The sequence below is a fragment of the Microvirga sp. RSM25 genome (assembly GCF_044784385.1).
GTDB lineage: Bacteria > Pseudomonadota > Alphaproteobacteria > Rhizobiales > Beijerinckiaceae > Microvirga > Microvirga tunisiensis.
Map to the genome: position 1 here is coordinate 5,391,479 of NZ_CP173039.1, position 13,708 is coordinate 5,405,186.

The window sequence follows — 13,708 nt, forward strand, 5'->3', positions numbered from 1 at the left end:
GAGCCATGAACCGGCTGAACTCCAGGAGTGCGATCCAAGAATTCAGCGCGGCCCATGTCTGTCTCTAATCCACCTATGGCAATCTAGTCGTCGATCGTGACAGTGACCCGGTTGAAGTCAGTTAGAGTCCCGGAACTGTTGTATGTGCAGATCTCCAGGTAGTCGGTCGTGAATGCCTGGAGGGCATGGAAACCAATACCGTCCATGGTTGCATGATAGGCGTCCGCTGTTCTCACCCCGTTGCGGAAGTTGATGCGGTACTTGCCCATCGCGAGCCTTTGGACGGATGAGACGCCCCGCTGCCGCGTGATGGCGCCATTGGTGCCGTTGAACATCACCTTGGCCGCCGCAGCACCACCTGCCTCATCAGGGCGTTCAACGGCGCTGTGGTAGTACGCTCCTTCATCATGCAGTTCCCATTTAGGGACCGCATTGAGATGGATGTACTTGGTCGATGCGCTTGGAGTGTAGGGGGTCGGCCCTCCATCAAAGTGACGGAAGGCTGAGCCTTGGACATTCACAACCACCTTGCCCGAACCCGTGTCGCCCTGAACGTAGATGTTATGCACGGTTGACGGGAGGACACCGCGGTTGAACGAGCATCCCATAGCGTTCAAGGTGAACGGGTCGACACCGGCGGTCACATGGATATCGGCCGTTCCGCTCGTGGCCTCGAAGTGCGTTTGGAAGTTCGCCGCGCAAGCACCTTCCCCACCAGGTGTAACAAGCATGACGCTGCCGCGCGGCGAACTGGTCGAGCCCTGCCCGTTATTTTCGATCGAGCCGCCATACCAGTTCAAGGTCGAGCCCCGTTCGACAATAAGCCCCCATTCAGACATGCCGCCAACCGAACATCCGAAGAAGCTCATGGCATTTGGCATCGTAAATGCGTTGCGGTAAGCCCACAGGCCCCTCCGACCCCACCGCATCTCAACATCGAAGAACCTGCAGGACACGGCGTCGATCAGGTGGAAGTGGGTGTCAAACTCGAATCCGAGAATGTCGTTGAACTGCACATAGGCCGCAATCAGGGTTTGAATTCCCGTGCCCTGGCCCGCCACCTTGGGCCGCATCTTAAACCCGCCGATCTTCATGTCCGGCGAGGAGTCGGCGCCGTCCGGTTCGCCTTTGAGCAGGATCATTGGCTGGTCGGCGGCTCCGGCCCAGATCAGTTCCGTCCCGTTCACGCCGGCCCCGCGGAGCCCTACGATCCCATTCAATCTTTCGCTGGGTCGGTCGGTGTAATCGAGTATGACAGTTTGGTCGATCTCGAACGAGCCAGGTCCGAGATTGACATGGCCGCCGCCCTTGTACTTGGCGAATTCCACGGCGTCCCGGAACGCCTGCCGGTTGGCCGCCGCCGCCCCTCCGGAGACTGCCCCGAAATATTTCAGGGTCGGTACATCCTCAGCGAACTCCCACCATGCGCTGTCCGCGCTCTGGAAGTGCCATGGCTTGACGATGTTGGGTGCTGCAACGCGCTTATGCAATCCGGTGCCACCATCACCAGGCGCTGCGCGTCCTGCCGTACGCAGGAACGAGACGGACGAGGGAATTTGGGCAGTGATCGCCACGGTTTTTGAGGCGTATTCTGCGTGTCCTGGAACGACGATGGTATGCGCCTCGATCAGATCTTGCGCCTGCCCCAGGATCTCCGCATCGCGTGCGATGCCGTCCTCTTGGATCTGCTGCGCCTGCATCACCACCAGATCGAACGTGTCCTCGTGCGTCCGCGCGTGAAACCCGCCCTGGTTGCCGATCCGGTTCGGCTGAGAAAGAGGGACCCGGCGAATAACCTGCACCTTGGTCCCGGAAGGGAGAGGGCCCGCAGGCTCAAGCGGGTAGATCACCTGTCCGCCCGCATCTGTTCCCGCGCCCTGCACAGAGAACCCGCTGGAGACTTCGTTTGTGGTCCCATTCAGAGCCGTGACCTTGAGCCGAATATGATCGGCGGTCAGGACCTTGAAGGGGTAGGGCCAACTCCGGTTAGTGCCATCTGCGGTCCACTGCTGGGAACGTCCACTCGTTACGCTTACTGTCATTGGAATCTCTCACTCTAACTATGGTGAGCAGATCGGGCCGTAGCGGTACATCCACTCCTCGACCTGCGTGCGTCCCTGAGATTCCCGTCATTCTCGACATGCCAATTTCTCGAGACCTCCTAGCCACATGCTGCCTGACGCTAACCGCGTGGGCAGTGCACCCGAAGGTCCTAAGTTCCCGAAGCTAGACTCTATCACTTTTGTGCATTATGAACAGAAACATTATGCAATATGCACAAGGATATCGTCGCCATGGATGACGCCGAAGCCCTACGATTGTCCCTCCAACTCCTCCGCATGAAGCCGGAGGATCTGCTTCGCCTCATAAACTCAGCTCAAGGTGGAGAGGGTGAGTCTATAGCGCGGAGCACCTACACAAGGTGGGCAAATGGATCGACAGTCGTTCCCGCTCCAGTAAAAGCGCTGCTGCGCAGCAAACTTCTAGACCTGCTAAAGAGCCGTAAGATTGAGCTCTCTCGGCGGATCGTTGTGGCTGTTATTGGTAAGGGCGGCACAGGACGATCGTCCAATAGCATGCTTCTGATGGCGATAGCGCGAGCTATGGGCATCGCGGCCGTCTATCTCGACCCAACGAATGGCAAGCTTCTGTCCAATGGCTACCATCTACACGTCGCGAAGGAGGCGCTACCTTCTCAAGCCATTGTAGTCACGTCCCAGAGGGAGTTCCGAGCAGCGGTCGAAGCTGCATGCCCAAACAATGGACTGGTTTTTATTGACTGCCCGACAGGCCTGTTTTTGGGCCTTGATGAGTGGAAAGCCTTCGAGAGTGACCTCTTGGCAAACGTTGATCACTTCGTGGTCACAACAAACGCTGGAGGAACGGATATGCTCCTCACCCCAAAAATCACTGCTACACTGCAAGAGTGCAAGGCAAGTTTTCGAGTGCTGTTCTGCGGGCAAACTCCATATGTGAAGCTGCTCGCACAAAACTACTTGTTGTTCGAGAAGGCTAACGTTCCTGTCTTCGATGCCTATGTGACCGGGTCTGCGGCAAGCCTTCGCGATCGCCTGATGCGCTATGGAAAGGCCCGAAATACAGACGATTTTATCGAAGACGACATACCGCTTCTGGATGCCTTTACTGAGCTGCTTTCTGAATTTGATGTCGACTTAGAGCCACCAGCTGTAGCGCTGTCCGAGGAGAGCAGTTTTAGGGATGTCGTGACGGCCGCGGCACAGGCTAAGGGAATGATCACCTAGCGCTTGGTTAGGCATTCCGCCGCACAAGGCTCCAGCCAAGACGTCATCATCACGACTTGGCCGGAGCGAGTGGTTTCGATCCGTTTTAACCGCCCGCAGATCAGGCGGCCTTCGCCAACGACGTTATGGTCAGTATGTCCTCAAGGGCCTGCTTGGCATCCTCGGCCGTGCCGCTAATAGCTCTCGCTGCCAAGGCCTGTATGGTCCCAATTTGGGCCACGCGCCGCATCCGGTGAACCTCCTCGCGGGTTTCATCTGCTGTTCCAAAGGCATCGCATGATCCGCACTGCGGGCAGCAAGATCCTCCCTCGGCTCTGTGGGCTAACTGTTCGTACTGCCCGTGCCAGCCGCAGCGGTCACATGATGCATAAGGGGTGCTGTCGTGATTGCACATTTTGGTGCCTCGGGGATGGTTAGAGAAGTAGCGGTTTTCGCTATAGATAGCTTTAAGCGATCATTAGGGGTAATACAAGCGATTTTCGCTACAGCTATCGAAATTCAGCAAGGGCTCTGTTAATGTCGCGCCATGATTACACCAGCCCAGTGCCGCGCCGCCCGCGCTCTCCTAGATTGGTCCCAACAGCAGCTTGCGGAAGCGGCGCGGATTGGGAATGCAACCATACGAAATTTCGAGAGCGGCCGGTCCTCACCACAGAATGCAACGTTAGACGTGATGCGGCGGGCATTTGAGGGTGCTGGAGTGATCTTCATTGATGAGAATGAGCAGGGGCCAGGTGTGCGGCTCAGAAAGATGAACCCCGACGAAGGCAGGCGGCCGGATCAATTGACCACCGAAAATGGTAGGTAAAACTAAACTATGAGGATCATACCGATTGGGCTCTGCCTATCTTTGATTGCATTGTAGTCTCTGCCCGCAATGGCCGAACCCTCTGAAGCGGAGCGCAACCTCAACGAATTCAAGGCACTTTCGCTTGAGCGTCAAAGGGCAATCCTGCACGTCGAAACCTCTGATGAGGTCTTCGGCCCGATGTCGTTGTTTGACTGTGCGATTGAGGTCCCCAGAGCGGCAAAGGAGATCCGCCAGCGGTTCAAGGAGGGGCTAAACGTTGGCGCCTCGTCTACTCAGAGTTATGAGTACTGCACTTTCAGGTATTTCCGCACGGATACGCCGGCACATTGCAAGGTGACCCAGGCGACTATACGGAAGTTACCCAATCCCATGGCAATACGCGACGCGTTGGGTGACCCGTACAAGGCTTGTAAGAGGTAGCGCCGGGACCATTCCAAAAGGCAGTCCAGAAATTACGAGTCATGGTACCCGAAAAGCGAAGTTGTTTTTCTTAGAGGCTGTTCGCGTCTATGCTGGAAAGCCTCTCCCAGGGCAAATCAACCTTAACAGCCAGATCATAGTGCACCTAGACCTCACAGAGAATAATACACGCTCCACAGCCAAGGGGGGTGTATTGTGGATGTATCTGGAACCATTAGCAGCCTATCTCAAATCGCGTTAATCGCCGTCGCGCTTTCGAGTGCTATGATGGCCATGATGCGCGCAGAGCGCCTCTATGTAGCTTACTTTGTGCGAAAATACTTCGAGCCCGGGATGGATCAGAATGCGCGGAGAGGTCTGAGGTACAAAGGCCGGAAGAGAGTTGCTTGGTTTTTGTACCCGGCAGCACTCGTAATTGGGGTAGCTTCCGTCTTGTACGCCATCGCTGCTTACGGCGACCTCAAGTCCTTAACTCCTGGCATACTGGTAGGAATGGCTGCCTTTTTTATTATTGGCGCTGTCTTTCTTTGGTATTCATCTCTTTATTTTCGGTTGGTCGAGCGTGATCAGAAGCGCGAAGCAATGACTTGGATTGGCAGGACATTGAAGCATCGGATCATGATAAATGTCGGATTCGCGATAGTGACCTTCGCCGCGTTCCTCTGGAAAGTAATAGAGGCGTGGATGACATTTATGGGCGTTGGACATTGACCCTACATGGTATCAAACGTCCTTGGCCGTGCCGCCGGTGCCGCTCGCTCTCATTCCAATGCGGTATCGTCAAGATCCAACCGCCACCACAGGGCGAGCAGACAAGCTTCACGGACACGTCGGGCAACGCATTGGTGAATGATTGAGCGGCTTCCTTGGGGTAATCCACCTGCTAGCGGAACGTGGCGAGTTGAATGGGCGTTGGGAAAGGCAACACAGTCAAGGGTGACCCATGCTCGTCAAGGATCTCTCGAAGAGAGTAAAGATCGTCGTCAATGGTAAAGTATTGCCGTCGGCGGTTGTTGTGCCCGGCAATAGCGAAGCCGCCTCAGAGAAGCCGGAGCAGGCCAGTCAACGTCGATAGTCAGAGCTGTTTTCCAGTGCGGGCCGGAGCAAATGCACCTCGGCCTCCCTCACGCCTCGAATGGTAACCGCGCCCTGTTAGTCGTTCTGCCGTCGGCATCCTTTCGGCCATTGAAGAACACATCCTGCTCCTGCTTGGACATCTTCAGGGCTGTCCAGGCCTTAGTCTTTGCGGGATTTGGCTGAGATCTGCTGTCGTCTATGGATGAATAGGTAAGAGCCAAGGGCACGATCCGCAGGAAGTGGAGGATTTCCAGCCTGCAAAAGGCACCCGATATCACCTGTATAATCAAGTCATAGAGAGCGATGTCCGCCCTCTACGTCGCCGTCGAAGCAATTCGGCAGGTATTGATTCAAGGTATGAGGTGCTAAGAATGACTACCACTGTTGTTTTTAATCGTAAGATCGTGAATGCTCGCGAGTTCGAGCGCGTGGCCTTGCACGATGTGAAGGATATGATCCTTCCCTATACCCCCCTCGCCGCTGTTCGTTCGGGCAGCCTGTCGGCCCACTACTTGGAAGCCTCCACCAAGGGGGATGCCACGAAGCTCGCGGTGTTCTTTCACACCGGTGCCTTCATCGACATCGCCTACCTCGCGGTCGGTGGCATCTATGCCTACGGCGGCTACATCGCCACCGAAAACCTGGACTCGATCACGATTACGGATCGCGTGACCGAAGGTTTCTTCGAACTCGACGTGGTGATTGCCGGGGAGACGCTGACCCTCGCCTATGATCCGACGCAGAACGCCTACGCACCAGTCTTCACGGCGACCGTCTCCGACGCCGCGCTCATGGCCTCTGGGACGCGCAAGGCAGCCTGACGACCGGACTTCGGGGCCTTGCCCTTGACGCCCTGCCGGGTTTCCCGACCTGGCAGGGTTTCCGCTTCTCTACCCTTCCCCGCTCTCCGTGCGCTGGTCCTTCGCAGTCACGCCGCCAATTTCCGTTTTGGAAAATGCCGATCGTCGGAACCGTTACTATATCTTCAGGTATTGTAAATCGGAGGGAGAGACGAATGACGCGTGAAGCCAAGAAGCCCTCGAGGGCTAGTCGCAAGAAGCCGGCCTGGCAGGACAATGTTGCTTGGCTCAACATCCTTCAGAGTGAGAAAGGCTTCGGTCTGAAGAACGGTGCTGAAGTGGCGGACTTCCTCGACACTACCGTATCGGCGGTTTCACTCGTGCGGCATGGAGAACGGGATCTCGCGGGTCTCGCGCCGGCTGTTCTGGCCCTCCTGTTCCCTGACGATTTCGAGATCGCGCTTCAGGCGCAACTGATGGAATGCGATCTGCGCAAGCTCCACGCGCAAATGACGAACGATCTCGCGGAAGGAAAAACGCCGGAAGCTTCCCGTGAGGCGCTGCAAAAGAGGATCGCCGAAGGATGGAATCTGCTTGCCCGGCTGAGAAGATGTTACAACAGAATAACTTGGAGGGCGGCTGAACAGCGCTTTGAGCGAGCGATCGTCCGGGCTGCGATTGCCTCTCTCGAAGGCCAGCTAAACTTGTACTGCGGCAGGTACGAAGCTGCCGCGGCGGCCTTCGAGAGATCTCTTTCCCGCCTCAAAGAAGCTTTCTCCGAAAAAGCTCCCCCCGCCCAAGACAAGATGGCTCGCCTTGGTGCGCGTGTGCTGCTCGTTCGCTCGATGATCAATTGGTACTTCGCGAACCATAAGGCTGAGCCCAAGGTGGATGTGTCCCAGACCCTTACGCAGGAGGATTTCGTCCGCGTTGTCAGGGACGTTGCCGTCATTGTCGGCGACTCTCGTCTCCTCATCAACGTGGGCGAAGCTCATGCCGAACACGACATGGATGATCTTGCGGCCGAACTGCTGTGCGATGCCGCCGAGATACTGGACATCAAGGCCGCCGACCTCCCACAACACCATCCCGTGGGCTATGAGACCTCGCTAGGCATGATCCCGGTCCTCGCGACTGCACTCAACTTGGCAAACCAAGTCGAGGCTCGCCGGCGCGATGCGCTGGAGAAGAAATTGGCCGCGCGGTGTGATGTCGGCGGCTTCCCACTGGGCTCGCTCCCCGACGACGCGAGCCTCAACCTGCCCGGCTTCTGATCATAGGAAAGGACCTGCTATGCTCCGCACACTTTTCATTGTCGCAGTTCTCTTGGGCGCAATCGTGCAGACGAATGAGCCAACCAAGGCGCCCCCCGGGACCGACACGTATGTCGTGTCCGAAATGCCCGGCCATGTAACCCGCGCCTGATTGGCTCAATACGACCCATTAAGCACATCCGGCGCGAAATTTCAGGAGTGGTCAGGGAACGTGCATTTCGGCAAGTCGGCAAGGTGGACCGAAAGTGCAAATCCCTGACCCGCCTCTCCCTGAAGCTACCCTACGCGGCTGCATCTCCATCATTCTCATCTGTCCGGATCGTATCCGCAGCTATTCTCGCCCGCCGCCGCGCGGCAGTCAGCTGGGCTCCGATGTCTAGCCCGCCGCTCATCTCCAATTTATCTGTGAAGAGCTTCAGGTTCTTCCCGAGCTTCTCCAGGGCGTCCAGCTTGGAGTGCGCCTTGATCTTGATCGTTCGCAGCACCTCGTCAGGGGTGCCGTCTCGTCCCTTGATCGTCCGCTCCTCGATCTGAACCTCGGAGAGGGCCGCCAGGTGAGCGGCGTCGGCTTCAGTTAGGTCCAGGCGGGCTGTGCCATCGTCCTGGATCACCACGACGTCCGCCAGGCTGAAGAACGCGACCTTGCTGATCTCCTCCAACACCTGTTCGGCCTCAATCTTGAGCCGCGCCTGCAGGTCTGTCTCGAGCCGCTCTACCGCCTCCCGAACATGGGCGAACCGTGGCTCATTCCGGAGCGCCCAGGCAATCCGGTCGGCGTTCTCGGGTTTGCACGAGTACCCAGCCTCGCGGACAGCACGAGCTCCATTCCGGTGCTGCATGTAGCGGTGAACGAACCGGCGCTGCCGATCGGTCCAATTGCCTGGCCCGAGATCGTCCTCATCAAGCGGGCCCGCAACAGGGGATCCCAGGTTCTTACCTTTGCCTCTTGCCATCTCTATTTCTCAAGCTTTCTCAACTCATCAGCCACAGCTGCCATCACTTCGATTCGATCCGCCGCTAATCCCTGAACGGCCGCCATTCCCATAAGCGCTTCTACTGCAGCCTCGGCATCTCCAAGGCTCAAGGCGAAGGCCAACCCGTCCTCGAGCAGGTGTACGATGCTCCCGACTGTGACAGGGACTGATTCCGATACTTGCGGGGTCTGCGGGGTCTGCGGGGTCGAATTCGGCCCGCTATATAGAAATGTCGTCTGACATTTTCCCACATTGACTGAAAGTGACCCCGCAAGACCCCGCAGACCCCGCAAATCTAAACGATCTGCCATCTGATCACCTTTGTATGGCTGTTCAATCCAGCTTGAATGAGCCGCTTTCCATCGATGATCCGATCGCGATGCTTCCGACACCAGTTCCCGAACCCGCGCTTGTCCAACCGCCCGTCTCGACCAATGAAGTCTGAGAGTGCATCAATCAAATCCTGGTCTGGGACATCGCCATAAGCCCTCGCTACGTCGTAGCCTTTTGCCACATCCACCCTGCGGGCAATCTCTTGGGCAGTCCAAGGCTCCGAGGGGAGTGCGCTCAAGATAGCGCTGTTCCGCTCCCGCTCCGGGTCATCGGTCCGCACGCGATCGGCATTGGATAGCGGATCAGGCAGGCCGAGCCATACGATCGCGCTGCGGATCAGATTCGACCATTCCGCGAAGCCACCCAGGGCGGGCCGCACTGGCGAGGCTCCCGAGACAACGAACGCCCGCAGGATCGTCAGCGCCGCTACGACGAGCTTTGCACGATCGCGTCTTGCCCAGGCTCGAGGATCGAAATCGAATGACCTTTCCTCCGGCCGCTCAACACCGGCATCAAGCCTGATGAGCACAACGCGCCGGACAAGGTCGCCCGCAAAGCGCAGGGAGTTGCCGGTGGCCACCATCATTACCCGAGTTGGCAGATCCAGGTTGCGGCTCTGCCCGAGAACCCGGAGTTTAACGCTCTCCTGGGTGAGAATCTGGCAGAGGAAATCCGACCGGAGCGGGCGCTCTACGTTGTCGAGGCTAAGGACCGTATCGCCTGCCATAAGGGCGGCACCGATCCGCTTCTCCAGTTCCTCGTCAGATCCTGAGGCCGCCACGACAGGTGTTGTTGTCCCTGTCGCCAGAATGGCGGCAAAGTCCACTAGAAATGACTTGCCGGTTCCAGGCGTTGGAGCGGTGACACCGAACAACGGTGCCGTAGGAAGGCAGGGACGGACAAGCGCTGTCAGGATCATAGCCAGTGCCGCCGATCGGTCTGCGTCCGATACGTAGGGAAAGTTCCGGATTGGCCGGGTCAGCAAATCCAGCGCCGCGAGTGCGTCCTGCTGTGTCGGGTGCTCGGGGACTGCGGGCCACTTAATCCCTGTCTGAAACAGGATGCCTGTGGCAGCATCATAGCCAGGCTTCTCGATAAGAGTTCCGTCTGCCCGTATCGTGGGAGACGAGACGACGGCGTTCAGCGCCGGGAAGTTGGCGCCGAGCCGGGCAATCACCACCTCTGCCAAGGCTGAGGGACAGTCCGTCTGCTTCCAGTTTTCGCTCCGACCGTCGAATTTTTCGACTCTAGCAGCGCGGGTCAGAGCATCGATCAGGGCATGCCTTTCGAAAGGGACGATGACGGAAGCTCCATCCGCCCGTTTGATGCCATCTCGCTGAGTGCCGGCTCCTTCGAGTGTCACCACGCGGACGAGCGAAGTTCCCCGCCTGTATCCTATGGCTTGGTCGATCAAGATGCGCTCTGCTTTGTCTGCAATGTCGGGAAGCTGTCCCGCGATGACGCGAAGCAGAGGCCTTTGATCCTCAGGAGGGGAGATGCTGTGCAGGGCGCCCCTCATATCACGTCCTCCTCGTGATCAAGGATGCGGACCACCTGCGGCAGCTTCCGTCCGCCGTCGTAGATCTCGACGTAATCAAAGGACTCAGGGTCGTACGCCCCACCATCAGGAGCTACATTGAAGGCCCGCAGGCACAGGATGCCTGGCTTACGCTGCACTGTGAGTTCTCCCAGCCGCAGCAAGGCTGGAGGCTGGACGCGGGAGAGATAGCTAAGGAAGCGCTCGTGTCCCTTGCGGTCGGCCGTGATCCGAAACCCTGCACGTGCGAGGTTTGCGATTACTTCGCGACTAGCGACGTGCAGGTGGCCGTAACGAATGAGAATACGCCGTGCATCCCCATTTGTCAGAGTGGCCTCTATCTCCAGGGCCCATTCTCCTCCGCCTGCGAATGGAGGACCTTCTATGTAGACGCGGGCACATGCCTTCAGAGGATTGGATAGCCAATCGCCCGGGTCGTTCGGATCATCGGGCTTTGTAAGCCACCAGAACCCGCTCTGATTTTTGAGGTATCGCCCGCGGGATGCGCGCGGACCAGCAGTAGGCTCTTGACGTTCAACGGGAGGAGACTCATGGTACATGTGCTTAAACACTCTTCTGAGACCCGCCTCCTAGACACACGTTTCCCGTCCCGTGGTCTGCGAGCGCGGGTTTTTCTTTTTCAGGCGGCTTTGGGCAGGGCGGTGAGAAATCGCTCTAAATCATCTCGCAAGATGATGGTGCGGCGCCCGAACTTGCGGGCTTGCAACAGGCCGTCTCTCATTGCCTCGTAAAGCTTGGAGCGGCCGATGCCTGCGATTTCCGAGGCCTCTTCGACAGAGAGGCCGAGCTTTGCTGATTTGTGGTCTGATATACTTGCTGCGGTCATTTGCGGTGATCCGTCCTCTTTTGTGACGGTTCATGCTCGTCCGCTACCAACTGGAAAACAAACTGGACGTTTCCAGGAAAGAGGGCCTATTTTCCGGAAGGCCCAAATTCCCACTGATCTAGGGTATACCGAGAATACTTCTCAATGACCGATCGGGAGAGTTTGGGGTAGTCTTTGGCCAAGCGCCCGGCAATCTGTCCGTGAATAGCTGTCCTCCATCCGCGTGGTGTCTTTGGGGCTTGTGCCTCCACGAGTTCAAAAGCAATCTCGGCAACAAGAACTTTTAGGGATTTTTCGTGGGGCGGCTTTGGTCCCGGCCGGCAATCCCGGCTTGTGGGTGCTTCCGAAGTATCTGCCTCTTGCCCGAGTTCATGAGGCAGCTCTGTGGAGCATTGCCCCTCAACGGGTCGCACAGACACGCCAGTATATGCAGCAGCCGGACCAATCAGGCTATGTGAGCTGAGATCGATCTCAAGGCTGGCCAAGTCATCGATCGTTATAGGGACGCGCTCGCCGGCATTATTGCGACCAGTAATGAGGTGATTGCCCTTGAGTAGCTCGCGCCGCACTTTCGATGGAATGACCGTCGCAAGAAGATGTGCAGCCCAACCCCTGAGTTGCCCAGCTTTGCGGTCGAGCGCCTGATTCTCGAGGTGGAAAAGGCGCGGATCCAGCAAATCTGGCCGTATGCTTTGAACAGATTTGATTGCACGTTCGTAATAGATCGCTCCCATGCTTGTTGGGGTCGCGTCGTGCCAGGCTAGGTATGCGTCGCACTCGCGGCCTGCTATCTGCTTAGCGAATTCCCAGAGACCGAGGGGGCCAGTGCTTTCTCGGGTGTTGAGCTCAGACTTCTGCATGGCTCAACTCGCCTTCCTGATCGAGGCGACATTTGTCTGCTCTTCAAGCCCAAGTCTCGGCATATTCGCCCGAATCGTATCTGCAACGTAGGAGGGCGCGAGGTGAGCATAGTGCTTCTCAGTGATGCGGGTGTCCGCATGTCCGAGAGCTGCAGCAATCACCGCCATTGGAACGCCACGCATCGCCAGCATCGAGGCGTATGTATCCCGGAGACCGTGGAATGTTATCGCCGGCTCAATCTTCGCCTGCCCACAAGCCGCCGCGAGGGGGCGGGCCTGATGGGAGGCTTTCCAGGTTGCGCCATCGGCCCGCAGGAACACCGGTGCGGATCCTGTTTTGCTGAGTGCCAGCCCCCTGAAGTGATCAATGCCTTCGTCCGTCAGCGGGATATGACGGGATTTCCCGTTCTTGCTCTCAGCAATGAAGATGGAGCCAGCTTCAAGGTTGATGTCGCGCACCTTGAGCCCAATGAGTTCCCCATAACGGGCCCCTGTTAGGAGCGCTGCCTTCACCAGAGCCCGGAAATCCGGCTCACAGGAATTGAGAAGGCGAGTGCATTCGGCCGTTGAGAGATAGTGGATGCGGGCTTGGTCGACATCCCGGAAAGGCTGAACACGGGCCCAGGCATCATCGTTCGCGATATGGTGCTCCGCGCAAGCGTGGTTCAGAGCTGCCTTCAGGACGGTCAGGATCCGGTTAGCCCGCGATCGGCGCCGGCGCACCGCCTCCGGGTCGCGTGGGTCGAACTCTTGGGTCCTGCGCTCCGTGGCGCCTTTTGCGGTCCGAACCATCTTTGGGGCGGTGGCGAGCGCATGGTGCCAGTCCCGCAGGCGGCGGGTTGTCAGTTTCGCTGTATCAAGGGCCCCGAGGGTAGGGAGGATATGGCTGGTCACGATCGAACGCAGGTTGGTCAGATCCTTCCCGCCCCGAGCCTCGTAGTGCTTCTCATAGTCTGCAAGCGCGTCCGCTACCGTGTAGGCGCCGCGGCGGGTGTCGCTGATGCCTAGGGCTTTCCGCTCCTCCGCCTGCCACCACTCCCGCGCAGCCTTCAGCGCAGCACGGTAGTCAAGGACGGTCGTGCCATCCCCATCCGTGGCATCGTCTGCGATCCCCAGGACGGTCTCGGGGTACTTGCCATCGACGCATCGGCGGCCGAGCCAGGCGCCGCCTCGCGGTCCCCGCCGGTAGCCGAGGTGCAGTCCCTGTTCGATGGACCGCCAGTGCTTCTTCCCATTCGGGAGTCGCATCCGGGCCGCTCTTGTCTCAAGCGTTGCATCACGAACAGTCCGCGCCATTTAATTTGTCCCCGAATTTGTCGAGAATGCGCGGGCAAATCTCGATGGACGCCGACGCACGAATATAGATTAAATGCCTGTGGCGCTTACGTCTATTGATATCCACGAATGTGCGCTGAAAGCTGTGTATTAGCCCTCTCACGGCGAAAACAGGGGTTCGAGTCCCCTAGGGAGCGCCAAAGGTTCGATAAGCCAGCCTCGCCTCGTGCGAGGCTT

13 protein-coding genes are annotated in these 13,708 nt (G+C 58.0%); 5 read left to right on the plus strand and 8 right to left on the minus strand.

Features of this window, described 5'->3' with window-relative positions; genetic code table 11:
- Nucleotides 1-83: 83 nt before the first annotated feature.
- The gene (locus ACD578_RS25675) at nucleotides 84-1,706 is read right to left on the minus strand and encodes a hypothetical protein (protein WP_404289671.1); all 1,623 of its coding nucleotides are present in this window, start codon (nucleotides 1,704-1,706) and stop codon (nucleotides 84-86) included.
- Nucleotides 1,707-2,294: 588 nt separating this feature from the next.
- Here ACD578_RS25675 and ACD578_RS25680 point away from each other — a divergent pair.
- The 5 genes from ACD578_RS25680 to ACD578_RS25700 all read left to right on the plus strand — a co-directional run bounded on the left by ACD578_RS25680 (nucleotide 2,295) and on the right by ACD578_RS25700 (nucleotide 7,645).
- Nucleotides 2,295-3,263 (plus strand): hypothetical protein, encoded by a 969-nt coding sequence (locus tag ACD578_RS25680; RefSeq protein WP_404289673.1) that lies wholly within the window; start codon nucleotides 2,295-2,297, stop codon nucleotides 3,261-3,263.
- Between the two features lie 526 nt (nucleotides 3,264-3,789).
- On the plus strand, nucleotides 3,790-4,071 hold the full coding sequence (locus ACD578_RS25685; RefSeq protein WP_404289675.1) for a helix-turn-helix domain-containing protein: 282 nt from the start codon (nucleotides 3,790-3,792) through the stop codon (nucleotides 4,069-4,071).
- Between the two features lie 618 nt (nucleotides 4,072-4,689).
- Nucleotides 4,690-5,205 (plus strand): hypothetical protein, encoded by a 516-nt coding sequence (locus ACD578_RS25690; RefSeq protein WP_404289677.1) that lies wholly within the window; start codon nucleotides 4,690-4,692, stop codon nucleotides 5,203-5,205.
- 737 nt (nucleotides 5,206-5,942) lie between these two features.
- Nucleotides 5,943-6,392 carry a hypothetical protein gene (locus ACD578_RS25695; protein WP_404289679.1) on the plus strand — a complete coding sequence of 150 codons (450 nt, stop codon included), beginning with the start codon at nucleotides 5,943-5,945 and terminating at the stop codon, nucleotides 6,390-6,392.
- 134 nt (nucleotides 6,393-6,526) lie between these two features.
- Nucleotides 6,527-7,645 (plus strand): hypothetical protein, encoded by a 1,119-nt coding sequence (locus tag ACD578_RS25700; RefSeq protein ID WP_404289681.1) that lies wholly within the window; start codon nucleotides 6,527-6,529, stop codon nucleotides 7,643-7,645.
- Between the two features lie 281 nt (nucleotides 7,646-7,926).
- On the opposite strand, the gene ACD578_RS25705 is transcribed toward ACD578_RS25700, so the two are convergent.
- The 7 genes from ACD578_RS25705 to ACD578_RS25735 all read right to left on the minus strand — a co-directional run bounded on the left by ACD578_RS25705 (nucleotide 7,927) and on the right by ACD578_RS25735 (nucleotide 13,444).
- The gene (locus ACD578_RS25705; RefSeq protein ID WP_404289683.1) at nucleotides 7,927-8,598 is read right to left on the minus strand and encodes a terminase small subunit; all 672 of its coding nucleotides are present in this window, start codon (nucleotides 8,596-8,598) and stop codon (nucleotides 7,927-7,929) included.
- Between the two features lie 2 nt (nucleotides 8,599-8,600).
- The gene (locus ACD578_RS25710) at nucleotides 8,601-8,741 is read right to left on the minus strand and encodes a hypothetical protein (protein WP_404289685.1); all 141 of its coding nucleotides are present in this window, start codon (nucleotides 8,739-8,741) and stop codon (nucleotides 8,601-8,603) included.
- A 173-nt stretch (nucleotides 8,742-8,914) separates the two neighbouring features.
- Nucleotides 8,915-10,471 carry a hypothetical protein gene (locus tag ACD578_RS25715; protein ID WP_404289687.1) on the minus strand — a complete coding sequence of 519 codons (1,557 nt, stop codon included), beginning with the start codon at nucleotides 10,469-10,471 and terminating at the stop codon, nucleotides 8,915-8,917.
- On the minus strand, nucleotides 10,468-10,629 hold the full coding sequence (locus ACD578_RS25720; protein WP_404289689.1) for a hypothetical protein: 162 nt from the start codon (nucleotides 10,627-10,629) through the stop codon (nucleotides 10,468-10,470). The genes ACD578_RS25715 and ACD578_RS25720 overlap by 4 nt, the downstream gene beginning before the upstream one ends.
- 500 nt (nucleotides 10,630-11,129) lie before the next feature.
- Nucleotides 11,130-11,336: a helix-turn-helix domain-containing protein gene (locus ACD578_RS25725; protein ID WP_404289691.1), complete on the minus strand. Its 207-nt coding sequence runs from the start codon at nucleotides 11,334-11,336 to the stop codon at nucleotides 11,130-11,132.
- A gap of 86 nt (nucleotides 11,337-11,422) precedes the next feature.
- Nucleotides 11,423-12,070 (minus strand): hypothetical protein, encoded by a 648-nt coding sequence (locus ACD578_RS25730; protein ID WP_404289693.1) that lies wholly within the window; start codon nucleotides 12,068-12,070, stop codon nucleotides 11,423-11,425.
- A gap of 129 nt (nucleotides 12,071-12,199) precedes the next feature.
- A complete protein-coding gene (locus ACD578_RS25735; RefSeq protein WP_404289695.1) occupies nucleotides 12,200-13,444 on the minus strand; it encodes a tyrosine-type recombinase/integrase in 1,245 nt (414 codons plus the stop codon).
- Nucleotides 13,445-13,708: the final 264 nt, after the last annotated feature.